Source organism: Paenibacillus sediminis, assembly GCF_017873765.1.
Taxonomy (GTDB): domain Bacteria; phylum Bacillota; class Bacilli; order Paenibacillales; family Paenibacillaceae; genus Paenibacillus_AG; species Paenibacillus_AG sediminis.
The window spans coordinates 1158894-1182994 of record NZ_JAGGKP010000001.1; the positions used below are offsets into that span (position 1 = coordinate 1158894).

Here is a 24101-nt window from a genome sequence, read left to right on the forward strand (position 1 = left end):
CAAAAGTATTTGCAATCGATTTACTTAATATCCGTTATTGCCTGAAATAATAAAAAGGCGTAACACGAGAGCTGCGGGTGAGCTCGGTGTTACGCCCTTTATAAGTCTAAAGTATTAAGATCTCTCGATATCGGAGAACATCTTGCCTTGTTTACCGTAGTTATCCTTCTCTAAATCTTCTATGAAAATAAACACACGGTCTTTATCAACCTCTAAGGTTTCAGTAACCACTTCAGTCATCTTTTCAATGAGTTTTCTTTTTTGTTCCTTACTCTTTCCTTCTAGAACCTTCACCGTAATAAATGGCATAATTTTCAACCTTCCCCTCTTGTGAACAATGATAGACTGCTATGGGTTACTATTTTATAACTCTTAAGTGCATTAAGCAACTTTACAAGTTCTCTTTCAAGTCTTTAATAATCGCAGTTGGACTGTATAAAAACACTCATATTATGTTCAAATCACGGTAAATCATTCTTTTTAAATAAAAAAGAACTCCCTTACACGAAGAAGGGAGTCCTATTATAGTCCTGTTTATTCAAATTAGCAAATTGAATCCGTTGGCTTTGGATTTGAGAGCCCGAATAGAGGGCGGATGAACAAGGCAGTATAGGTTCCGAGCATCGCCATGACCATCCATACCCAGCCATGCAAGCTGAATGATGCAATACCACCGAAGTATGCACCGATGTTGCATCCGAAGGCAAGACGTGCTCCATAACCCATCATCACGCCGCCAATCATCGAAGCGAGCGCAACGCCTGGCTTAATTTTGCTTGGCTTAAATGTACCTTGTGATGCTGCTGAGATGAAAGCACCTAGCATAATTCCGAAGTTCATAACACTTGTCGGATCTGCAAGCACTGTATGAGTCAGCGCTGCTCCGTTAGCGCCAGTAAAATAACCCCAGCTCGTTACATCTACGCCCATTGCCATGAGTGCTTTTCCGCCCCAAAGCGCAAAGGCAGACGTGATTCCCCACGGATTTCCTCGAACAGTTAACGTCAAAGCGTTCAATACCGCTAAAATAATAGCTGCGGCAAATAACGGCCAAGAACCGCGAACGATTTTTTTAAGACCCGTTGTTGTCGGAAGTGGTTTCATCATTGGCGGATTTTTCTTCTTCGCAATGACCGTAGTGATCCAATAAATAATGGCAAAAACGATCATCTGCACACCCCACGCGCCAAAGTAACCGAGTCCAGTAGATTCAGCCAGCGAAATTGGCGGCAGAGACGGAGTATCTTTCATCCAGAAAGTATAGTGATATGCACCGAGAGTTGATCCTGCGATGAAAGCGATCAGCGTTAGGATCATTGAAGACGAACCGCCCCCAACGGAATATAATGTTCCTGATGCACAGCCGCCGCCAAGCTGCATCCCTATTCCAAATAGAAATGCGCCGAAGATAACGCTCACGCCTACAGGTGATACAAATCCTGTTGGTTTTACTCCTGTAAAGCTAAAACCCGTTGCTAAAATAATGGCAAATAACGTTGACGCTACAGCGAGCATAAGCATATGTGCCTGTAATCCTTGAACATTGCCTACTGACATAAGTCTCCGGAATGCGGATGTAAACCCAAAGCGAGCGTGGAGCAATGTAACTCCAAGCGCAAGACCTATAATAAACAGTACACCCTGTGTCCAGTTCGACCCATGAACAATCGAACTCAGCAGAACAATGGCTGCAAGTATACCGATTACGACTAATGGCTTCTGCATAGGATTAAGCTCTGTGACAACGGTTGTTGACTTATGATCCCACGCTGTCTGCTTAGCGAATGTAGTTTGTGCCATATCATTCACCCCTTTATCATATAAAATTAGTAGGAATTAGAACTACTAAACATTATAATGATTTGAGTGATAAAATCCATGTTAATTTTATCCAAGTTATTATAATTTGCTTTTATTTCCCCTTTTAAGAAAATAAATTATGAAAATTTTCGCATGGAATGAAACAAAACGGTTCATAATAAATGCGAATTAACAATTATTGACTATACGATACATTAGGTGATGGATGTTATGTTCTGGAACAAGTCAAAGGAAGACAAGGGAAGCGATCGTGGGCAAAATCAAAGTCAGCAAAACCAGCAAAACCAGCAAAGTCAGCAAAATCAGCAAAAGGATCAAACTCAAACTAAAACCGCTACCCCTCTAACGCTAGAAAATCTTAAACAAAAGCTAGCCAAGATGGATGATGCTGAAATCATTGAACGTGAGCCCAATGCAGATCTTAAAGTAACATTCATTTACATAAGAACACTTGTAAATCAGGAACGTCTGAATGAATCCGTAATTGAACCGCTTAACCACTGGACTCATAATTCAGTTTTCGATACTCTTTCGATTGCCAAAATCAAAAGTATCTCCACTTTAGAAGAAGCGCTTGAGCAGTTGCTATCAGGATCCGTTATTATTTATGACGTCTTCTATGAACAATGGTGGACTGTTCATCTCGACATTGCATTGAGTCGTTCTATTGAATCATCTGAGACAGAGACCATCTTATATGGACCGAAAGATAGCTTCAGTGAGCAAATAGACCAAAATATTACTCTAATTCGTAGAAGACTCCCTATTACTGAATTAAAAACAGAAAGCTTTAATGTTGGGTCTATGAGTAAAACAACGATTGTCCTCATGTATATCGAAGGACTGACCAATCCTGAAATCATTTCGATTGCACGAGATAAACTAAGCAGCATTGACTTTGATCTATTTTTAGAATCGTCTAATGTTGCTGCGTTCATGGAGGAGCATCCTCATAGTATATTTCCGCAATTCCAACAAACAGACCGTCCAGATGTGTGCGTCTATTCGCTCGGTCTGGGCAAGCTTACTCTCCTAGTAAACAACACACCGTTTGCCTTAATTGCGCCAATTACTTTTTTCCATCACTTTCAATCTCCTGAAGATTACATTCACCGGTGGATTATTGCCAGTTTTTTGCGTACCCTTCGATTTATTAGTTATTTTGTTTCGATCACATTGATACCGATGTATGTTGCGCTAACAACACATCATTATCAAATGATGCCAATGCAAATATTGTTCGTTGTGATGGAATCTAGATTGAATTTACCTTTCACCCCATTTTGGGAAGCATTTCTCATATTAGCTACTCTAGAAATTATTAAAGAAGCGAGTTTACGTATGCCAACAAAATCAGGGCAAACCTTAGGGGTCATTGGTGGTATTGTCATTGGACAAGCTGCAGTACAAGCCGAATTCGCCAGTAAAGTGTTAATTGTGCTCGCGGGCATTGCTACCATTGCTTCGTTTCTAGTTCCCAATTACTTAATGACCAAGTCACATGCGATCATCCAATTTGTATTTCTTGTACTTTCCTCCTTTCTAGGAGTTCTAGGAATCGTGATTGGGATGATTGCTTTTCTCGCTCACCTAAGTGCAATCACTTCACTCAAACAGCCTTACTTTGCACCATTAGCTCCATTTCATGGAAGAGACTGGATAGACCTCTTCATTCGAGGTCATCTGCCTTGGATGAAAACACGTCCTGTTTATCTGCATCCTCTGAAAAAATGGCGAACTAGTCGAAGGAGATGATACAATTGTCCGCATTTTCGTTATTTGAGAAAAAGTCTACTTTTGGAAGCGTTTATGTCATACTTATCGTGAATCGTTTACAGTTACTTTACTTCCTCTTTATCACCCCCATGTTTTTAGTACAACCATACATGATTTGGGCAATTATAGCCGTAGGAATATTATCTCAGCTCAATCTGGTGCTCTTGTCCAAGTGGTTTACTTCGAATTTTGCCGCCATGGGTTATCAAGGATTCGTAAAGCTTTTGGGTGAACGAACGGTTCGTTTTTTTGCCTTCATCGGTTTGTTTCCAATATTGATTAAAATTGTAGTAACCACACTACATTACGTGGGAACCATTTCACAATTTATTTTCCCCTCGATGAAAATTAGTTGGCTAATCTTCTTTGTTTTTGGGATCAGTTGTTTCGTAGCATCTCACGGCATGGAGAACACAATCCGATTTGTCGTTATCGCATATTTGTGCGTTTTCTGGATGATACTATTGTTTTTTTATCCTTTTTTCACTCCTCCGATTGCAGCTCTGCATGATTTATATCCATTGATTCCGACAGAATGGTCGCTCCATTCTTGGTATGCGTTGTTATTCCTTTGGTCAGCTTTCTCAGGTCCAGAATATCTGATTTGTTTGACTCCTTGGCTAGACAACAATCAAAAAATGCTAAAATATTTAACAATTGGAAATATTCTGACACTGTTAGAATATTTGATTGTGTTTATCGCATCACTATTCTTTTTTGGTTCCAATTATTTAAGTAAAACCAATTATCCTGTTGTTAACATGGTGAGATTTCTACAGTCCCCAATTTTTGAACGCATCGATATCATTTTGATCTCCGTTGATTTGTTCCATTTCGTATTTAATATTGCCATCTTGCTGCTATTTTTTTACGGGGCAACTCGAATCAGCTTGAAAAGACTGGAGAAACAAACAACCCCCATCGGATTGATTTCAATTTATGTAGCTATTTTTGTGTTTATGTTCATATTACAAAAGTGGTTTTGGAGGCCAGGTACGTCAGATATTAACATTTGGGTTACCATTGAAATGTGGTCAGGCGCATTCACCTATTTGTTGGTTCCAGCATTCCTTATGATTGCGATCAGACGAAAGGGGCGTGTTCAATAAATGTGGCTTTTTTTTAAACGTCTCTCGTTATTAGGTATGTTATGCAATATGTTCCTGATGACAGGCTGTGATCCATTTGTCGAGAACAATACCATTGAAGAAATTTCACCTGTTATATTCTGGTCTATTAATACTGGAGAAGAAGGAAAGTTAAAAATTAGCACGCTTGTCCCGCCTGTAATTAAAGAAACCAAACGTTTACTTTCCCTACAGGTTGACTTATTTAAACAAGGCGGCGAGAAATTCAATTTAATCTATTATCGTGAACTGAAACGGGGACAAACTCGCATGGTATTAATCAATGAGGAGCTTGCCAGAAAAGGAGTCATTTCGATCATTAATACATTATTAGTAGACCCTGAAATTTCGCAGCGCCTTTATTTAGTCATTGTAAGAGGAAATTTCGATGATTATATGCAAAATCAAATAAAAACACAACCCGATCTCGATTATTTTTTTTATCGCATGCTCAAGCACTACGAGAAGTATAATCAGGGTGAAATGAGTATTATGAATCTGCATCAGTTTAAGAGTACGTTGTATTCGCCATTCCCGTATCCAATCCTTCCTGTGTTTAAAGTCAACAGTGATAATTTCTCCTATTTGGGAACCGCCATGTTCGACCAGGACAAGTTAATAGGAACGATTAAACAAATGGACGATCAAATCTTCCAACTTCTTAACAACGATCATTACCTTAAGTTTTTACCTATACCGAAACTAGCCACCACCCTAGGGTACATCCATTCCGATGTTCACAAGAAATTAGATCGGACTTACTCGACGCTTTCCATACAAATAGATATTACAGGCATAGTTGAGGAATATCGAGGAGATAAGAATATCATAGAGCAGGAACAATTTTACCAACTCAGAGATGATATCGAACACTATCTAGAACAACAGACAACAGATTTGCTTAAAAAAATGCAACAGTATAAAGTGGATCCTCTACAGTTTGGCAATCTGACCCTTTCACCATTTGCTCGACCCATGAGTAAAGGAAAATGGATGGATTATTGGCAGAACATGGAAATTAATGTTGATTACAATGTTAGGTTAGCTCCATTGTCAAATGTACAGAAATAATTAGCATCGCCCAAAAAGCCTTTTGCCGTACATTAGTATACTTAGGGTAACTACATCACTTGAAAGTGCGTACTTCCTTTTTTGAAAGTTTGGACCTAGAATAAGTCATGCACCAAACAAACAGACACAATAAAGGAGAGATATATACATGGAATTGCAATTAGCATTAGATTTGGTAAACATTCCGCAAGCCATCGAATTATTGAAAGAGGTTGAACCGTATATCGATATCGTCGAAATCGGTACACCTGTCGTTATTAACGAAGGCCTTAGAGCGGTGAAAGAAGTGAAGCAAGCATACCCTAACCTGAAAGTACTTGCTGACCTTAAAATTATGGATGCTGCAGGCTATGAAGTCATGAAAGCTTCCGAAGCAGGAGCTGACATCATCACCATTCTTGGTGTAGCGGAAGACGAGTCCATTAAAGGGGCTGTAGCGGAAGCGAAGAAACAAAACAAAGAAATCTTGGTCGACATGATCAGTGTTAAAGATATTGAAGGACGTGCTAAAGAACTTGATGCGATGGGTGTAGATTACATTTGCGTGCACACAGGTTACGATCTTCAAGCTGTAGGTCAAAACTCTTTCGAAGATCTTAAAAAAATTAAACGTGTTGTCAAAAATGCGAAAACTGCTGTAGCAGGCGGCATTAAACTCAGCACATTGCCTGAAGTTATTAACGCACAACCAGATCTTGTTATTGTAGGCGGCGGTATTACTGGTGCAGAAGATATGAAAGCCACAGCTGCAGAAATGCAAAAAATGGTTAAACAAGCGTAATCATCATGGATCTGGATTATATGTAAAATAAAAGGGGGTTGTCCCAAAAGCCATGAAATGACTAAGGGACACCCCTTTTTTATAATCATATAATCATGCCCAACCTTTTAGCAATATCAAGCCATTCTAAGCATTGTGCAGCTTTTCAACGTATCCAGTAACTCTCATATCTAAATCGTCTGGATACTCAAAGCCTAACTCATGACCTACATGTTTCGCTAGTCGCCGGAACAACCACATCGTTTTATACATAGCGGTCCAATTCTCTTCTATACTCGCTCCCGCAAAAGTATGCTCGATTTCCAGCCACGTCTCTTCATCAATATATTTCTTAAACCAGCGGCCATATTTGTTCGGATTGACAGTCCAACAATGCCGCACACCGATGTACCATTCAATCATTTTGAGTAGAAAGGAATAGCGTATGACGTGATCCAGCATATATTTCGCAAAGTAGAGCTCATCCCGCTTCAAGCTTTTCGCGACATAGGTTATATCCCACCAAAATGACGTGATTTGAGCCATATATTCATCCCTAGTTGGCGGCTTCGTCACATAAGAAGTGTAGGATGGCGGTTTAAGGTCTTTTGTAAATCCATCCTTATCTAACAGCACACGATACCCTAAATCTAAATACGGCGGATATAACGATTCCTTATTTTTAGCCAGCCATTCCGTAATCGGTCTAATTTGAAAATCAATGCGTAAACCGTCCTCAAATTGAACAAGTTTCGTATACGATTTAAGCCCTTTATCTAGTATATTCTCATCTTTAAACGATGTAATAATTTCTCCAAACTGGTTAAGCCAATCATCAAACAATCCTAAAGAAGAATGGTCATGAATCACAACCTCTACATCATAATCAGACAGCTCATCGACATAAGCATGCGGGTTCGCACGCGAGCTCGTTAATATTAATGCGATAACGTCGCGTTCACTTTCTCCCCAATTGGCGATTTGGCAAATGACCTCAGATTCATGCCTCATCGGCAGTCCCTCCTATATTAAAATAACGTCATTTGCTCTTCAGGTAACGGCGGTTCGTCCAACCCCAACATACTCATCAGCTGCCTAGCATTCGAAGCTGCATCACCGCCTGAATTGTTATTAAATATGATCCATATCTGCTTCGTACTTTTGCCTAACTGTAATATTCGATCTTTCCACTCAAGTAACTCTTGTACACTATATCGGTATAAATATCTTACTTCTCGCCAATTCTCCTGACCGCTTGCTTTCCAGCCAGCTGCATTACGTCCATGAAACCGCACCATAGTAGCTTCCGCCTGCGTCGGTTCAAGCACGATCGGAACACATCCTTCACCGATTTGAGGTTCGTCTGCGATACTATGAATCCAGCCTTCTTGGCGCATAAAAGATAGCGTCTTATCACGCATTTCCGGAGTAAACCAGCTTTGATGACGAAATTCCAACGCTACAGGAAAACCTTCCATCCATTCTTTCGTTCTCCGCAAAATGTCAACGTTATGATGTGTACAATCAAACCAAGGGGGGTATTGAAACAGTACAGCCCTAAGTTTACCGTCACCTTGAAGAACTTCGACCGAATCACGAAACACTTGAAACATCGTTCTCTCGTCCTCAAAAGGAATATTACCGCGCGTATGCCCAGTCATCCCTTGGTATGCCTTAACAATAAACCCAAAATGATCAGGCGTTTGCGTACTCCACCCCTTCATTCGTTCAGGAGTAGGGATGGCATAGAATGAGCTGTCTAACTCAACAATGGGAAGATACCGACTGTATTTATTCAGCTTCTCTGGCGCCTTTATCCCGGCTCCATATAAATCTTCATGGTCTCCCCAACCCGCTAGCCCAATTTGTATGCGACTTGTAGAAGGTTCATTGTGCTGCATTTTTGAATCGTCTCCGTTACATAATGTTATTGAGATATTGTATTTTCTCGAATCGTTTATTGAAGCTTAAGCTCGCTGCTCGAACGATTCAATAATGTGGATGATGACTTTAGTTGCTAATACCATATTATCGACCGAAATATATTCATATTTACCGTGGTAGTTTTCCCCGCCTGTAAAAATATTCGGCGTAGGCAGTCCCATATAGGAAAGCTGGGAACCGTCCGTACCGCCCCGAATCGGTCTGACGATCGGCTCAATGCCCAGGCCCTTCATCACATCATAAGCGATGTCGACGATCTCCTTAACCGGTTCGATTTTATCGCGCATGTTGTAATACTGGTCTTTCAGCTCTAGTAGGATGCTGTCTGCTCCATAGCTACTTCGCAGCTCATCAACTATACGTTTAAGATTTGATTTTCGAGCATTGAAATTGTCTTTGTCGAAATCTCGTATTATGTAATTTAGCTTTGTTAGCTCTACACTGCCTTGGATGGAGGTGAGATGGTAGAAGCCCTCGTAACCGTCAGTAAATTCGGGAGCCTCGTTCGCAGGCAGCTTGCTTTGCAGCTCCATAGCGATTTTAACGGAGTTGACCATCTTTCCCTTGGCCGTTCCGGGGTGTACGGAATTGCCTTTAATTGTGATTTTTGCCTGAGCTGCATTGAAGCTCTCATATTCAAGCTCACCGAGCGGTCCGCCGTCTACAGTGTAAGCATATTTCGCGCGAAATGCAGCGACGTCAAATCGATGCGGACCACGTCCGATTTCTTCATCCGGAGTAAAGGCTACTCTTACTTCGCCATGCTTGATTTCCGGATGGCTGATAAGATATGCCATTGCAGTCATGATTTCAGTAATGCCGGCTTTATCATCCGCACCTAGCAATGTCGTACCGTCCGTAGTAATTAACGTGTGGCCCTTGTAGTTGGAGAGTTCAGGGAACTGCTTTGGCGACAGCACAACTTTGAGCTCATCACTGAGCACGATGTCATTGCCGTCATAGTTCTCTACGATTTGCGGCTTCACATTAGCGCCGGTCATATCGGTCGCTGTATCTAGGTGAGCGAGGAAACCAATGGTTGGTACCAGCTTGTCGGTGTTCGCAGGAAGGGTCGCCATAACATACCCATTATCGTCCATCGTCACTTCCTGCATGCCGATGGTTTTCAGCTCTTCTACGAGCATACGACCTAGCGTCAGCTGTCCCGGTGTGGAAGGGCAAGTGTTACTGTTCTCATCGGACTGAGTATCTATTTTTACATATGTAGTAAATCGTTCAATAATTTCGTTTTTCATTAACGATACGCCTCCTGCGTCGATAGGTTTGTTCTTATTATAAGTAAATGAAGCCGCTAATTCCACTTCATAATCATACTGATATATACTTCCATAGAGGGAACTCCCCCGCATTTAACATCTAGGGAATTTTTTAGTATAACGAGAGAAAAGCTAGATTCTCCTGGGGCCATTATTATGAATCTGTTCGGAAAAGGGAATATGACAAGCTCATTAACGCCATTCATATGAGACTTCGTGAACAATTTACATATACCAAATCGTTTTTGCTTCCGTCAGAAAGTATAAGTGATATAATCAATATCATTATCATAGGCAGAAATATGCCCATTCTTACCTTATGAAACAGAGAGCAGACAATAAGTCTGCTCTCTGTTTTCTTATTGAACTATCGCTCTCCATTAGTTGGACTCTTCCAAATTATACGATACTTTGCCTCACTCACTCTAACTCATACAAGCTCGTATCCAGTTCCAATACATAGGGCGCCCATTCCCCTAGAGCGTAGAGTAGAAGCCGATGCATTGCGCGAGTACATGCCGTATAAAAGAGCTTGCGCTCGCTCTCCCGGCTGTATACTTGAGAAGAAGCGTCGTAGATCAGTACCGCATCGAATTCAACACCCTTAGCAAGATATGCAGGAATAACCATTACTCCCTTCTCAAAGGTGAGCGTCTCCTTCGTAATGAGCCGTAGACCCTCACAACCCTTCGTCTTTAATGCTTCATAGGCCTCGTGGCTTTCGGCTGCGGTTTTCGTAATGACGGCGATAGAGTCGAAGCCCTCGGCCTTAAGCTGCGTGATATCCTTTATTATTCTCGTCGCCCGCTCTTCACCGCTGCCCACCTTCAATAGGAGAGGCTTTCTACCGCTCCTATTGAAAGGTACGATTTCCTCTCCACCATGCAGTAACAACTTTGTAAACTCTACAATCTCGCGGGTTGAACGATAACTGCGGACAAGACGTATTAGGCTCGTTTCGTCTTCGCCATAAAGCCGAAGTAATGGCGAATCCGCCTCGTGCAGATTCGTTGCTTGTGCGAAGATCGCCTGGCTGAAATCACCGAGCACCGTCATACGGGCACGAGGAAACAGCTTTTTAAGAAACGCATATTGAAACGGTGAATAATCCTGTCCCTCATCGACGAATATATGCCGGACCTCCGTGTTCGTACGAGCACCTTCGACGAGTTCCTTTAAATACAGAAATGGGGTCGCATCCTCATAAAACAGTTCGTGCCGATTTAACTTCTCCCTCGTTAGCATGCAGATTTCTCGCCATGATTCAGGCAATTCAGTCTCGTTGGTCATTTTCCGATAAGGTGCATCGTCTTCAAACAACTGATGGTATAGCCCAATCACATCTATGAACATTAACTTCTTCACGTCCCGCTTCAGCGGTTTGAAATGTTCCTTCACGATGATCCGACGCAACAGTTCTTCTTCCTGCTCGACAAAGTCAAAGACATTCTCTTCTCCCTGCTCCTTCCCACGAAACTCGCCATAAGCTTCCACATACTGTTCGGTAAAATCAAAGACAGCCTCTTCTCGCCGGTACTTCTTGAGGAGCTCACTGTAGACAGCGGCATATTGATCGTTGTCGAGGTAATCAAGTTCATCTTGAACCCAGTAGGCCTCCTGCTCCTTGCGCTCCAGCAAATTAAGCTCTTTCAGTAACCAGTCCCGCAACAGAACAACGCGATTAGCCAGCCGGATGGAACTGTCATAACTGTAAAATTTCGATTTCATTTGCTCTGCGCTAATCAACTCGCGATCCCGAAAACTTATCCCGCGGAATAGCATGCCTTCCTTCCCCAGCCAAAGAGCATAGCATTGAAGAGCTTTCAGGAAAGCTTCCGAAGACTTATATTGAATCCCTTTCAGCCGTACTTCATATCCTTGTGTTGGTTTTGCAGTCAGCAGAAATTCCATCTGATCGAACGGATCCTCTAGACGCAAAGTTGACCCAAGCCAATACGAAAGATATTCCTGAAAGGTCGTCTGTTGCATGTTCTCCTCGCCTAGTTCTGGAAGGACTGTGGATACATAGCTGTTAAACATCGAATTGGGCGAGAAAAGAACGATCTGATCCGCCTTGAGACTATCACGGTATTTATACATCAGGTACGCTGCCCGTTGTAGCGCCGCGGAAGTCTTTCCGCTTCCGGCCGCTCCCTGCACAATGAGCATACGGCTCTTATCGTTACGAATGATGGCATTTTGCTCCTTTTGGATGGTCGCCACGATGCTCTTCATTTGTGCATCTGCTCCCTTGCCTAATACCTGCTGAAGCAATTCGTCGCCGATCGTTAAGCTCGTGTCGAACAAATTCTGGAGCTTACCATCGCGGATCTGGTATTGCCGTTTCAACATCATCGCCCCATTGATTTGTCCGCCTGGTGTCTCATATGAGGCAGCCCCTGGGGAATAATCGTAGTACATGCTCGCAATTGGTGTTCTCCAGTCATACACCAGAAAGCCCATGCCGTCTTCATCGACGAAGGACGATACGCCGATATATATTTGTTCACTAGAGCTCAAGCCATCCTCTTGAAAATCGATGCGCCCGAAATAGGGTGACGGGAGCATCCGCTTCATGCTTTTCCATCGCTGCATCCGTTGCCTGTGACTGCGCTCACGTTCGGACAACACCGCTTCTTGTTGCTTTATACTGTAGAATGTCTCTTCAAAGTCTTCGTCCGTGCTCGTATTGACCGTAACTTCCTCCCAAAATCGCTTACGAATATCCCGTACCTGATCGCTTAGCCCGGTCACCTCTGGCTCCAACTCGGCAATTCTCGATAGCAATTTTTCCGTGATTAGATCTAACCGTTCCTGTTCGTGCTGCCAATCCTTCGCATTTAACATCTTCCTGAACACGCTCCTTTTTATTTAGTAAGGAGAATAAAAAAATTTGACAAACCGTGATTCCATGTGATATTATTAAATTGTAGTTAAAATAGGTGATCTATATTTTTTTATTATTAATCACTCTGGATCACTAATCATATCATATTGTCTCTTTGTATGCAAATATAAAGCCCTTCCCTATTCAGGTGAAGGGCTTTTTTGAATTTAGCTATCGTTCCCTGTTAGCGTAATAACTAAAAAACGAGCCGATTAAATGAAATGATGGTTCAACGTCGCGGGGGTCAAAATATTCAAATTGAGACGATGACTAAAATCACGAAAACAAAAATGGAAAAGTTGCATCAAAATAAACATAAGAAACGCTGTTTATCTGAATTGGATCAGATAAACAGCGTTTTTATTGTCTTATGGTCCCTTTACAATACCGCACGAGGATTCGAAATATCTAAATCTCAGATAAGACAATAAACTAAAATTACTCCAATGAATGAAAGTATAGCCTTCCCCCATATATCAATTCCTCAGATTTAACATTACTTAACACTTTATTAGTGATTATGTTTGATTTGGTTTTTATTTACAGCCCGATGTGTGATAGATTATTCCATTCGATAGTCTTTTTCTGATAGAATGAAAAGCACAAAATATCTATTACACAGGCGGGGGCAATCATATTGGACTATATAATTTTGGATATCGAATTTAACGGAAGGAAGTTTGCTAGTGAGTTACCGATGGAGGTGATAGAGATTGGTGCAGTTCGCTTAGATGCAAATCTGCAGTTGATCGATGGATTTTCATCATTAATCAAACCGATATATTTCTCAAAACTGAACACGTTTATTAAGAAGAAGACAGGAATACCTCAGGCAGCAATCGATCAGGCTCCCAGGTTCCGTAAAGTGATAGCTGATTTTATGAACTGGCTGGATCGAAGCGAATCCTTCTTACTTGTCACCTGGGGCGGTGAAGATTTGAAGCGAATCGTATACGATACACGGATGCACCAGCTCGATGATTCATATTGGCTGGCAGCTAAATATTTTGATCTGCTGAAGGGTTACGTACGCTATAAAAACCTAACGAACGATGTCAGTGTAGAGACTGCCCTGCAAGATCTTGAAATAACACCTACAGGATCGGCACATCGGGCGTTAGACGACGCACGGATGACCGCTGAGGTATTTCGGGCTATTTATAACAAATTAGATTTTGAGCGTGTTCAGCAATATAAAGATGTGTACTCCAATGCGAAAGAACGCAGAATGGTGAAAAATGCGGTTCGAAGCATGTTAAAGCAAAAAATCGATCCAAAATGGGAACTCGTCGTCGAGCATTATCTTGCCGGTAAAATATCTCTTGAGGATCTGAGGAAGCTTGCTGAGCTAGAGGACTATTTTGAAGCCGAGGTATCAAAGGCGCAGATAGTCTAAGGCCGGAGAGGTCAATCAAGTATTTATTTGGTTGACCTCTTTTTCATAGACTTGAATACGATCTAGACACCTTGAATTTCTTTGATGCTCTTACCTTCTAAAAATGCATGCCCCATTATAACTTTTTGAGCGGTTTCGAACCCATACTTCTGGTATACCTTTTCCACTTTTTCATTAATGGGAAGAACCCAAAGATTCTCTAATCCTCTATAGATTACTTCAGTTTGGATGAAGTAAATGAGTTCCCCTATTAACCCTTTACCTCTGAATGGTTCCAGTGTAGCTACACTTTCCATTCTTGCTTGTTTTCCATGTTCAAAAATACTCGCTGTGGAACACGCTACTCCATTGTACCGAAGGAGATAGTGTGTGAAGGCGGGACTTTTATATTCGTTCTGAAAGGCTTTTTTTCTAACTTCTCCTCCGAACTCTTTTATACTGCATTCGATAGCTAATGCTTCTTCAAAGTTATTTTCAGATACTTTTTCAATAGAAACACTTTCGTTTCTTTCTTTATGGATTAAGTTATTATTCCATAGTTGAATTGGGCTTATTAATTCCTCCATTATAAAACCACGTAATTTCAATTCATTCATGAGTTCTTTTTGCTGATCTAAGTTGTATATGTAGAATCTAGGTACTAATCACACATTTCATGTCACCTCTACCTCTCATCTCATTTTTCGATTATAGATAGCTCTCGACCAGAAGAAGATGGCGTTACCTATGAGCAAAATTGTAAATTCCCATCCGGTCTTACCTTTCGTAAAAAAGTCGAACAATGACCATACTAATAAGGCAATCGTATAGAACATAAAAGCATACTTTGCGGATTTCTCACTTTGATATCTTTCCATTTCATCTGCTTTTCTGAATTTCATTTCTCGTTCCTCCTAGGATTAAAAATAAACAGCTCATCGACGGTTACTTGCAGCAACGAGGCAATTTGAAAGGCTAATGCGAGACTGGGGTCATATTTGTTATTTTCAATCGCATTGATCGTTTGCCTGGATGCATTGCATGAATGAGCTAACTCCTCTTGGGACAGCCCCATCGTCTTTCTCAATTCTCGTATTCGATTTTCCATACTTCAGAACACAGCTCCAATATGTAAAAGATGTTTGACATGATCATAAGGCAAAATAAAAAGAATGTCAAATATATTTGACATTCTTCCCCGAATCTATATTTGTTACCTGTGTTGTCTTATAATCCTAAAACCATCCGATCATCAGCCAATTTACGACCGCTGATCTGCTCAAATTCGCCGAGTAGCTGTTCTACGGTTAGATTCTTCTTCCGTTCTTCATTCACATCGAGTATGATACGCCCTTTATCCATCATAATAAGACGGTTACCGAGACGAATCGCTTGTTCCATGTTGTGGGTGACCATTAATGTGGTGAGCTTCATTTCTTGAACAATATCTTGGGTCAATTTCGTAATCAGTTCAGCCCTTGCCGGATCAAGCGCTGCCGTATGCTCATCAAGCAACAATATTTGGGGCCTAGTGAAGGTAGCCATCAGCAGGCTCAATGCTTGACGTTCGCCTCCTGATAGAAGCCCGACTTTCGCGCGGAGACGGTCTTCCAGACCGATGCCAAGACGATTCAGCTGTTCTCGGAACATACTCCGTTTTCGAGATGTCACACCGATGCTTAATCCGCGGCGTTTGCCGCGAGCATATGCCATGGCAAGATTCTCTTCTATGGTCATATGAGGGGCAGTACCTGCCATTGGGTCCTGAAACACTCGGCCAATCCACTGGCTTCGCTTAAACTCAGGCAACTGCTGAATATCTCGATGATCAATCCGTACTTCTCCTGTATCTGGCTTCATGACGCCCGAAATAATGTTCATAAGCGTAGATTTACCTGCACCGTTACTGCCGATAACTGTAATGAAGTCACCTGGTTTCATACTGAGCTGAACGTCCATCAGAGCTACTTTCTCATCGAACGTTCCTGGATTGAACAATTTTGATACGTTTCTGAGATCTAGCATCAGTAATCACCTCCAATGCTCTTCTTGCTTGCCAGCGTTGCTAATTCAGCAGAACGTCTACGTGCAGCACTCTTCTGTTTGATTGAACGCTGTACCGACGGAAACACTAAAGCGATAATAACGATGACGGCCGTAATTAATTTCAGATCGGATGCCTCCATCCACTCTACGCGGAGTGCAAGTGCAACAACAATCCGGTACACGATTGAACCGAGCAACACTGCAAATGTCGCACGAAATACGGATCCCGCCCCAAAAATAGCCTCGCCGATAATGACAGACGCAAGTCCGATAACAATCATGCCGACACCCATCGTAATATCGGCGAACCCAGATTGCTGAGCAATGAGCGCACCTGATAATGCGACAAGTCCGTTCGATATACTAATGCCAAGAATCGTCGTGTTATCCGTATTCGCGCCGAAACTGCGAATCATACGAGCGTTATCCCCTGTAGCTCTAAGAGAAAGACCTAAATCTGTATGCAAAAATAAATCAAGCAGCAGTTTAATGGCAATAACGACGAACGGCATAAGAACTAACGGAGAGATCGATGTGAACACAGTGTCTTCTCCATACACCGAGACGTTTGGTTTATCCAGTATCCGCATGTTAATGGAATAAAGAGCAATCATCATCAGAATTCCTGATAACAATCCGTTAATTTTACCTTTCGTGTGCAATAGACCTGTACATGCGCCTGCTGCAAGACCGCCTGCAAAAGCTAATAAGCTGACGAGCCAAGGAGAATATCCATGTGAAATCATGACCGCCGCGATCGCTCCGCCTGTCGCAAAGCTTCCGTCAACGGTCAAATCAGGAAAATCCAAAATACGGAACGTGATGTAAACGCCAAGTGCCATAATCGCATAAATGAGACCCAATTCTACCGCACCGATTAATGATGAAACCATATTTCTTCCCTCCTACATGAAAAAAAGAGAGGTACGACGACTATATGGCGGCGCCCACTCTAGAAGTTATGTTCTATTGAATTATGTTATTTGTCTGATCCTTGACTAGGCCTTTCATTGCGTCCGTTACTTCAATCCCTTGCGCTGCAGCTGCTTTTAAATTAAGAATGAAGTCCAACTTCTCAGGAACAGTTACTTTCAAATCGCTAGGTTTCTTTCCGTTTTTCAAAATTTCAACCGCCATCTGTCCTACTTGATAGCCATGGTCGTAGTATTTAAAACCGACTGTTGCAAAAGCTCCCTTCTCAACGGTGTCACGATCACTTGAGAAGAACGGGAGATGATTCTCATTCGCCACTTGAAGAATGGAGTCTACACCGCTTACAACGACGTTGTCTAACGTAATATATAAGGCATCCACACGACCCACGAGCGATTGCGCAGCTTGCTTCACTTCAGAAGTGTTCGTAACAGCTGCTTTCACAAGCTTAATGCCGTGCTTGGATAGAGCTTCCTCAGCTTTGTTCGCCATCACGACCGCGTTAGGTTCACCTTCGTTAATAACGAGTCCAACATTTTTAACGTTCGGGAAATTACTAGCGATAAAGTCCATCAATTCCGTAATTGCTTGTGGATTTGTATCTGATGCACCAGACACGTTGCCGCTTGGTTTATCTAACTTATCTACGATTTTCGCATCGAGCGGATCTGTTACCGCTGCGAACAAAACGGGTCTATCCTTCACTTCTTGAACGACGGCTTGAGCCGATGGAGTTGCAATAGCTAGGACAAGATCACTCTTCTCGGAGGCAATCTTTTGAGCGATAGATAAGTTGTTCGTGGAATCAGCTTGGGCGTTATTGTAATCGATCTTCAAGTTTTGTCCTTCAACAATACCTGCATCTTTAAGCGCCGCGATAAATCCTTCACGAGTTGCATCGAGTGATGGATGCTCTACATACTGTGAAATCGCGATGGTGTACGTTTTTTGATCGGAGCTTGCAGATCCGCCTGTGTTAGCGCCTGATGCGCTTTCTGTCTTAGTATCATTCCCACAACCAGCCGCTGTGACTAATAGTGCTGACAAGACGATTGACAACCATAGCTTCTTCTTTTTCAACATAAAGATAACCCCTTCCTGAGTGTGAGTAACCTTCCTTTTCGATATGAAACAACAATACCCTTTATCGCTTTTATCCTTTTATGCTGTTTAACTTTTATTCTTTCACGGATAAAAGTCTTAAAGCATAAATATTTGCGAATCATCCTGAAAAGGATTATTATTCCTATATTATATGGGCAGCTTGGTTTCCGTCAATGAAAAGAATAAAAAAAAACATCCAAGTTGGATGCACATAAATGAAATCATTATTTAAATTCATATGAAGTATATCTTTGTAGGTTATGAATGCTTGTCCATATATCAGCAGTCTCAGCACCCATATACCAATATGCAAATCCTTTTACGTTTCGGCTGCTTGCATATTCATATTTGGCAGAAAGCGAACGACTGTCCTCAGCCCAAATGTAATGGGGTACACCTTGTTTAGTGTAGCTCACTACATATTGACCTACCGCGTCGTCCCACTTTACTCTGCCCGGCCCGTATTTTATCTTTGCAACTTGTTCGGTTAATGTTATTGCACTTGACGTTACACTTTGAGAAGTGACCGACCAATCTCTTGTATAGAAAGGAAGTGCAACGATTGTCTTGGATGACGGAACACTAGCAAGCTGCTTGTCGATTGCTTGTTTGAACCAAGGCAGCGAAGATACTGAACCTGGTTCAGCCCCCCCTCCCCAGTGTTCGTCATATGCCATCAGTACAACATAATCTGCAAAGGTACCAAGCTTTGCATAATCAAATGCTGCCGTCCAGTCCGATCCTAAATCAGGAGAGACATCGATGGATAACACAGCACCTGCCTGATGGAGCACACTCGCTAGACTAGCGACAAAGCTGGTGAGATGATCTCGGTCACTGGCAGCTACATTTTCGAAATCCATATTAATGCCATTGAGATGATATCTCTTTACATACGAAACAATTTGATTAATCGTTTTGCTTCTATTCGCTTCAGTGGACAGCATCTCGTGAGTTACATTCGAATCCGAATGATTGCCAAAGAGTGCCCATAATTTTATATGATTCTTCATTGTCCAATTTAATAGAGTCGTATCTGTGTAGTTAGATACAGTCCCCGTCTTTTCGATAAAGAACCATCTAGGAACTGCTGTATTCACATGAGATTTCTTAATGCTGTCAATAAACTGTGCTGCAGATTGATCGAGCTGCCATCCCATTTGAATGGTTGATGCCGGGTTCGTCTGAATGACTTTAGACCAGTTAGACATATGAAGGACACGATACATTATTGCTGCTGTCTCCTCGCGTGTTAAAGGAGCTTCAGGTCGAAACTCCCCGCCGCTGCCCTTCATCAAACCTAATTGATTCATTTTATTCACTTCGTCAACTGCCCATGATGCCACGTCGTTTGCATCAGAGAATGACAAGTCGGAGTTGACTGCTGAATCTGTATTCTGTTTAAGCGCACGTACTAGAATAACCGCGGCTTCTTGGCGTGTGACCACTTTTTTCGGTGAAAAATAGTGCTCACTCGTTCCTTGCACCAAGCCCAAGTTGATCGCCGCCTGAACTTCATTGTAAAACCAGGCATTCCCCGGCACATCAACAAATGCAGCAATCTGATTATTCACTGGTTCAACCTTAAGTAATCTATTCATCATCGCAACAAATTCAGCTCTCGTAACTGTTTTATGAGGCTCAAACTGCTGAGGTTTTGTACCAGCAATAATATGCTTATTATATAAATCAACAATTTCCTGCTTAGCGTAACTATCTGAAATATCTTGAAAAGGTATTGCAGCAGCTGCCAGCGCATTTGAACAAATTGCAACTATCGATATGACTAGAACAAAAATGACTGTCAATAGCTTGTTCACTAGCTGCATCGCCTTTCTCTTTATATTAAGATTTCATCTCCTATCATATCAAAAAATGATGAATAATCGTTTGAAAAAATATTGGAAAATGACAATAATCCTCGGTATAATGAGATGTTCAATACTAGAATAAGAAAGGTAGACATCATGAAACCGAAATCTTCCACATCTATGTTTATCCCGTTATTTATCGCAATTGTTGCCGTTTCGTTCTCATCTATTTTTGTGAAATGGTCGGACGCTCCAGCATCTATTCAGGGTATGTACCGCTTGTTATTTACCGTTATTCTCATGCTCCCTTTTGGCAGAAAACATGTCAATCAAATTCCATACATAAGTAAACAAAATTGGATTCTACTTATCCTATCAGGCTTTTTCTTAGCCCTTCACTTCTTGCTGTGGATGGGTTCCCTGAAATATACAACAGTTGCAAGTTCGACGATGATATTAGCGCTTGAGCCGGTGTTTGTCATGATCGGATCATTTATTTTATATAAAGAAAAAACAGCCTTATCCTCGCTTCTAGGAATGTTTATTGCAATTGGAGGGGTCGCTTTTATCGCATGGGGTGATATTGGAGTATCAACTACGCAGTTGTACGGAGATATTTTATCGGTGCTTGGAACTGCCGCAGTTGCCTTTCATATGCTGGCGGGACAAAAAGTATTATCCCAAGTTTCTTCATATTTGTACAGCATCATTGTGTTTACATGTGCAGTCGTTGTGTTTGCGGTGTATAACGCAGTTATGGGTATATCATTCACGAATTACGAAGCCTCGGATTGGGGAATATTCACTTTGCTGGCAGTCGTGCCAACCGTATTCGGTCATCTTCTATTTAATTGGCTCATGCAATATATTTCTGCCACGACAGTGTCGATGTCCATATTAGGCGAACCTGTAGGTGCTAGTATTCTGGCATGGATTCTGCTTGGTGAGAGGCTGTCGACTCTTCAAACGATTGGCGGAGTCTTTACGTTGTTCGGCCTTATTTTGTTTATGCGTACGAAGCAGCATATTCATGAACCGCCGGTAACCAGTCCGTCAATTCAACAGGCTGGATAATAATCGTTTGCGACACAAACGAATAAACGTTCTAGACATCATCAGACATCGTTTGTGTCGCAAACTAAATCACACGAATAATTTATTTGATTTCGAGTATTTTGTATTGAATAACGCCGTCTGGCGCTGCCACTTCAACGATACTACCGCTCTTTTTACCAACAAGAGCTTGGCCTAACGGACTGACGTATGAAATTTTGTTATTGGATGGATCTGACTCCGATTGACCTACAATCATGTACTCTAATTCTTCATCGAATTCGAGATCTTTCAGCCTAACGGTCGCTCCAACATAGACGGTCGATTTATCGGAATTTTCATCTGCAACATGGATGTTTTTTAACATCTTCTCAAGGGTAAGAATTCTGCCTTCGACGAATGCTTGTTCATTTTTAGCTTCATCGTATTCCGAGTTCTCACTTAAGTCACCGTATCCAATCGCAGTTTTGATCCGTTCTGCAACTTCTCTGCGTTTCACGGATTTCAAATATTCCAATTCTTCTTCCAGCTTCGCTAAGCCTTCTCGTGTGACAACAATTTCGTTGTTCTCCATGTCCCATTCCTTCCTTTCTCTATGCATCGATAATTGTGCTCACAATTTTATAATGGTAGCATACCCAACAATACAGTCAAGTAAAAAACATGAACTTGTCAATGAATGGTAACTTTTACCCATTAATTTTGTTTTAAAACGAACCGAGTTAAACTAAATTAAGAAAATAATAGATTGGAGTAGGATATCGGCAACTTATCTCACAATTGGCTGTTCGGTCTACTCCGTGCAGACATTGTTTTGCCAGGCCGCGATATCAGTTGGCTAAGCCTTATGTGAATCATCACATATGCAATATAAATACCCCCTTAATCGACGTTACCATCGTTTGAGGGGGTAATAAATATTTATAGGTTATTTTGTTGTAGTCGCGTCTGTTGTTGCTTTAGCTGCATCTTTATTGGCACTTTCCAATGTGTTGGAGATGTCTGCTTTAGCTTTCAATTGTTCAATCCAAGTGTTATATTTGTTGCTAACTTCTTGAGAGATTAGAGTATCTTTAATTTCAGCCTTTTTCTCTTCCAAAGTTGCTGTATGAGCTGGTTTATGATCTTCTACTTTAATGATATGGTATCCATGCTCAGATTTAACGATACCGCTAATCTCACCTACTTTAGTTGAGAATGCTGCATCTTCAAATTCTTTGACCATATCGCCGCGTGAGAAGTATCCAAGTTCTCCGCCTTTATCTTTAGAGCCTGGATCGATTGATTTTTCTTTCGCGAGTGTTGCAAAATCAGCACCACTTTTCAGCTGTTGCAAAATTTGTTTTGCTTCTGCTTCGGTTTTCACCAAGATATGAGAAGCTTTAACTTGTTCTGGGGTATTATAAGATGCTTTGTTCTGTTCATAATATTGTTTGATTTGATCATCCGTTACTTTGACTTGAGGCTCAAGCAGCTTTCTAACTTCTACTTGGAATTTCATTTGATCTTTGAATTGATCGTAAGTCATACCATAGTAGTTCTCGATTGCCTGTTTGAACTCTTCATCCGAGCCAAATCCTTCTTTCATCTTCGCAAGCTCTTTGTTGATGTCATCTTCTGTAACTTTAATGCCAGCTTTATCTGCTTCCTGTTTCACGAGTTCCTGTGTAATCATATTATCTAAAGTCTTTGCTCCGCCTGCTTTAACGAGTTCTTTATAGAAATCATCTTTAGTGATCTTAGTGCCATTTACAGTAGCAACGGTTTCGTTGCCTCCAGTGAATTTTGTAAGAATTACGATAATTAAAGCTGCAGCTAGTATAATAGAGATACCCATCCAAATCTTGTTGCTTCCTTTATGGGAAGGGGCAGCAGCAACTGCACTTTCTTGTTCAGCTGTTTCATTTTCCAAGTTATTGTCTGCTTGTTCATTCGTTTCAACAATATCAGCAGATTGCTCTTTATTGCTTGTCCCCTCTTCTGTCTCCCACTGTTCTTTCTCGCTCATTCTGTGTAAAACTCCCTTCTTAATGTATCAAAACATAGTTCTTACTCTAAGTTACTTTATCAGATTATAAGAAAACAAACCTTAAGAAAAGATAAAATTTCTACCACCATTCTACTTTTTCCAATATTTAGTATGCATATTCAATGATAAAGCACTCGTCCCTTCTTATTCTATAGATCATAACATTTCTCCTGCTTTTTAGTCGAATTTTGTACGCATATGTTTAAAAGTGGAACCGCATAATAAGGTTTATCTGTACACGATAATACATCTTGCGGAGGATTCAAATTCAATGAATAAATTACAGCAATGGGTAATGCTTATTGCCATCTTTCTGCTCTTTCCAAATTCGAGCTGGGCTGCAGTGCCTGTCGAACAACGAAGCCGTGATTATTACGAATCGCATGGCAGTGTCATATGGGAAGTCCCAACAGAAGAGAAGGTTATAGCCCTAACATTTGATGACGGTCCGGATCCGAAGCAAACACCGATGATCTTGGACTTATTGAAGCAGTATGATGCGAAAGCTACATTTTTCGTCGTAGGTGAACAATTACAATTGTACCCTGAGATTGGGAAAAGAGAAGTTAGAGAAGGCCATGAAATTGGCAACCATACATATACTCATCGATATTTCAGTAAGCGCAGCAGCGCTGAGTTAATCGAGAAAGAAATAAAAGATAATGAAAAAGTAATTAAATCGATTATCGGTCAAAATACTTTTCTCTTTCGGCCGCCTGCTGGATTTTATAACGATACCCTTGTAAATGTATGCAGTAAAAATAGTTTTCTAGTGATTATGTGGTCATGGCACCAAGATACGAAGGATTGGCGAAACCCTGGCGTCAATAAAATTGTAAACAAAGTGCTGGGCAATGCTCGTAACGGGGATATTGTGCTCATGCACGATCATGTCGAGGGAGGAAGATACCAAACCGTTGAGGCGTTGAAACAGATCCTTCCGGAATTGACTCGCAGAGGGTACAAATTGATTACAGTTTCTGATTTGCTCACATACAACAAACATCTATTTCCGGTGGAAAGATTGCCGGCAGAGCATCCGACCCATAAGAAGAGCTCTAATTAATAAGAGAAAACCTCCTGAATG

Annotated in this window: 21 protein-coding genes and 1 pseudogene; 7 read left to right on the forward strand and 15 right to left on the reverse strand. The window is 41.4% G+C overall.

What is annotated here, in order from left to right; genetic code table 11:
- Positions 1-114: 114 nt before the first annotated feature.
- Together J2Z20_RS05590 and J2Z20_RS05595 are read right to left on the reverse strand one after the other, a co-directional pair.
- Positions 115-309, reverse strand: a complete 195-nt coding sequence (locus tag J2Z20_RS05590; RefSeq protein ID WP_209847336.1) for a 2-hydroxymuconate tautomerase — start codon at positions 307-309, stop codon at positions 115-117.
- Positions 310-543: 234 nt separating this feature from the next.
- Complete coding sequence (locus tag J2Z20_RS05595; RefSeq protein ID WP_209846255.1) at positions 544-1800, reverse strand: YeeE/YedE family protein; 1257 nt, start codon at positions 1798-1800, stop codon at positions 544-546.
- A gap of 231 nt (positions 1801-2031) precedes the next feature.
- Between J2Z20_RS05595 and J2Z20_RS05600 the strand changes: the two genes are divergently transcribed.
- The 4 genes from J2Z20_RS05600 to hxlA all read left to right on the forward strand — a co-directional run bounded on the left by J2Z20_RS05600 (position 2032) and on the right by hxlA (position 6576).
- Positions 2032-3576, forward strand: coding sequence for a spore germination protein (locus tag J2Z20_RS05600; RefSeq protein ID WP_209846259.1), 1545 nt, complete (start codon positions 2032-2034; stop codon positions 3574-3576).
- Positions 3573-4706, forward strand: coding sequence for a GerAB/ArcD/ProY family transporter (locus tag J2Z20_RS05605; protein WP_342454260.1), 1134 nt, complete (start codon positions 3573-3575; stop codon positions 4704-4706). Before J2Z20_RS05600 ends, J2Z20_RS05605 begins: the two co-directional genes overlap by 4 nt.
- Complete coding sequence (locus J2Z20_RS05610) at positions 4707-5795, forward strand: Ger(x)C family spore germination protein (protein WP_209846265.1); 1089 nt, start codon at positions 4707-4709, stop codon at positions 5793-5795.
- A gap of 148 nt (positions 5796-5943) precedes the next feature.
- Positions 5944-6576 carry a 3-hexulose-6-phosphate synthase gene (hxlA, locus tag J2Z20_RS05615; RefSeq protein ID WP_209846268.1) on the forward strand — a complete coding sequence of 211 codons (633 nt, stop codon included), beginning with the start codon at positions 5944-5946 and terminating at the stop codon, positions 6574-6576.
- Positions 6577-6702: 126 nt separating this feature from the next.
- On the opposite strand, the gene J2Z20_RS05620 is transcribed toward hxlA, so the two are convergent.
- The 4 genes from J2Z20_RS05620 to helD all read right to left on the reverse strand — a co-directional run bounded on the left by J2Z20_RS05620 (position 6703) and on the right by helD (position 12623).
- Positions 6703-7566: an aminoglycoside 6-adenylyltransferase gene (locus J2Z20_RS05620; RefSeq protein WP_209846271.1), complete on the reverse strand. Its 864-nt coding sequence runs from the start codon at positions 7564-7566 to the stop codon at positions 6703-6705.
- Positions 7567-7583: 17 nt separating this feature from the next.
- Entirely contained in the window at positions 7584-8456 is an 873-nt protein-coding gene (locus tag J2Z20_RS05625; protein ID WP_209846274.1) for a DUF72 domain-containing protein, read from the reverse strand.
- Between the two features lie 66 nt (positions 8457-8522).
- Positions 8523-9755 (reverse strand): peptidase T, encoded by a 1233-nt coding sequence (gene pepT / locus J2Z20_RS05630; protein WP_209846277.1) that lies wholly within the window; start codon positions 9753-9755, stop codon positions 8523-8525.
- A gap of 441 nt (positions 9756-10196) precedes the next feature.
- A complete protein-coding gene (gene helD / locus J2Z20_RS05635) occupies positions 10197-12623 on the reverse strand; it encodes an RNA polymerase recycling motor HelD (RefSeq protein WP_209846281.1) in 2427 nt (808 codons plus the stop codon).
- Positions 12624-13300: 677 nt separating this feature from the next.
- Here helD and J2Z20_RS05640 point away from each other — a divergent pair.
- Entirely contained in the window at positions 13301-14059 is a 759-nt protein-coding gene (locus J2Z20_RS05640) for a 3'-5' exonuclease (RefSeq protein WP_209846284.1), read from the forward strand.
- 62 nt (positions 14060-14121) lie between these two features.
- Here the strand turns inward: J2Z20_RS05640 and J2Z20_RS05645 are convergent.
- The 7 genes and pseudogenes from J2Z20_RS05645 to J2Z20_RS05675 form a co-directional block, all read right to left on the reverse strand.
- A pseudogene (locus J2Z20_RS05645) lies at positions 14122-14703 on the reverse strand (GNAT family N-acetyltransferase); the annotation flags it as partial.
- A 27-nt stretch (positions 14704-14730) separates the two neighbouring features.
- Complete coding sequence (locus J2Z20_RS05650; RefSeq protein ID WP_209846287.1) at positions 14731-14940, reverse strand: hypothetical protein; 210 nt, start codon at positions 14938-14940, stop codon at positions 14731-14733.
- On the reverse strand, positions 14937-15146 hold the full coding sequence (locus J2Z20_RS05655) for a helix-turn-helix transcriptional regulator (RefSeq protein WP_209846290.1): 210 nt from the start codon (positions 15144-15146) through the stop codon (positions 14937-14939). The genes J2Z20_RS05650 and J2Z20_RS05655 overlap by 4 nt, the downstream gene beginning before the upstream one ends.
- 119 nt (positions 15147-15265) lie before the next feature.
- Positions 15266-16063 carry an ABC transporter ATP-binding protein gene (locus J2Z20_RS05660; RefSeq protein WP_209846292.1) on the reverse strand — a complete coding sequence of 266 codons (798 nt, stop codon included), beginning with the start codon at positions 16061-16063 and terminating at the stop codon, positions 15266-15268.
- Positions 16063-16977, reverse strand: a complete 915-nt coding sequence (locus J2Z20_RS05665; RefSeq protein WP_209846295.1) for an ABC transporter permease — start codon at positions 16975-16977, stop codon at positions 16063-16065. The genes J2Z20_RS05660 and J2Z20_RS05665 overlap by 1 nt, the downstream gene beginning before the upstream one ends.
- Positions 16978-17050: 73 nt before the next feature.
- Positions 17051-18100 carry an ABC transporter substrate-binding protein gene (locus tag J2Z20_RS05670; protein WP_209846298.1) on the reverse strand — a complete coding sequence of 350 codons (1050 nt, stop codon included), beginning with the start codon at positions 18098-18100 and terminating at the stop codon, positions 17051-17053.
- 245 nt (positions 18101-18345) lie between these two features.
- Positions 18346-19950: an S-layer homology domain-containing protein gene (locus tag J2Z20_RS05675; protein ID WP_209846300.1), complete on the reverse strand. Its 1605-nt coding sequence runs from the start codon at positions 19948-19950 to the stop codon at positions 18346-18348.
- A 138-nt stretch (positions 19951-20088) separates the two neighbouring features.
- Between J2Z20_RS05675 and J2Z20_RS05680 the strand changes: the two genes are divergently transcribed.
- A complete protein-coding gene (locus tag J2Z20_RS05680; protein ID WP_209846302.1) occupies positions 20089-21006 on the forward strand; it encodes a DMT family transporter in 918 nt (305 codons plus the stop codon).
- An 82-nt stretch (positions 21007-21088) separates the two neighbouring features.
- On the opposite strand, the gene greA is transcribed toward J2Z20_RS05680, so the two are convergent.
- Positions 21089-21559 (reverse strand): transcription elongation factor GreA, encoded by a 471-nt coding sequence (gene greA / locus J2Z20_RS05685; RefSeq protein WP_209846304.1) that lies wholly within the window; start codon positions 21557-21559, stop codon positions 21089-21091.
- A 354-nt stretch (positions 21560-21913) separates the two neighbouring features.
- Positions 21914-22993, reverse strand: coding sequence for a peptidylprolyl isomerase (locus tag J2Z20_RS05690; RefSeq protein WP_209846306.1), 1080 nt, complete (start codon positions 22991-22993; stop codon positions 21914-21916).
- A gap of 292 nt (positions 22994-23285) precedes the next feature.
- Between J2Z20_RS05690 and J2Z20_RS05695 the strand changes: the two genes are divergently transcribed.
- The gene (locus tag J2Z20_RS05695; protein WP_209846308.1) at positions 23286-24080 is read left to right on the forward strand and encodes a polysaccharide deacetylase family protein; all 795 of its coding nucleotides are present in this window, start codon (positions 23286-23288) and stop codon (positions 24078-24080) included.
- Positions 24081-24101: the final 21 nt, after the last annotated feature.